This is a genomic window from Mycobacterium sp. 852002-53434_SCH5985345 (genome assembly GCF_001667155.1).
Classification (GTDB): domain Bacteria; phylum Actinomycetota; class Actinomycetes; order Mycobacteriales; family Mycobacteriaceae; genus Mycobacterium.
The window spans coordinates 1-504 of sequence record NZ_LZIE01000055.1 but is presented as its reverse complement, the minus strand read 5'-3'; the positions used below and the strand labels follow the sequence as shown (position 1 = coordinate 504).

The 504-nt window shown below is 66.3% G+C and carries 1 protein-coding gene; it reads left to right on the top strand.

The genetic code is table 11. The annotated features are described in order from the left end of the window. Window positions 1–427: 427 nt before the first annotated feature. On the top strand, window positions 428–504 hold a 77-nt coding region (locus A5756_RS26465), incomplete at its 3' end, for a PPE domain-containing protein (protein ID WP_156624280.1).

The following is a 504-nucleotide window of genomic DNA, read 5'->3' as shown; positions in this document are numbered from 1 at the left end:
CCGGGGCAGCCGCGGGCTACTCCCACAAATACGGCTTCCGCTACAGCGTCCTAACCCGCCCACCCTCGGCCGGATAGCAGCGGATATGAACACAACTCATTCGTTTTATCCGCGTCGGGATTTTATGGAGAGCCGGTTGCGGCTGAGCCCGGTAGCGACGACGGCGCGGCCCCCCGGCTACGGCCCGGTGACGCGCGAGGGCGATCACCGGGAGACTGTTTTCCCACCTCATGGCGGACAAACGGCCGGACGCCCAGCGCGTGGTCAGCTCTGGACAACCGGGGCGCAGCAGCCGCGGGCGATGCGCCCGCGCCCGGCCAGCTCTGACGTCAGCCGGTCGGCACGGCCGGGGGCCGGCCGGATGCGCTCTATCGTCTTTCACTACTCGACGTCATTCATGCAGCTGCGACGCGGTAAGGGGTAATTCGTGTTTGATTTTGGGGCGCTTCCGCCGGAGGTTAATTCGGCGCGGATTTATGCCGGTCCGGGGTCGGGGTCGTTGAT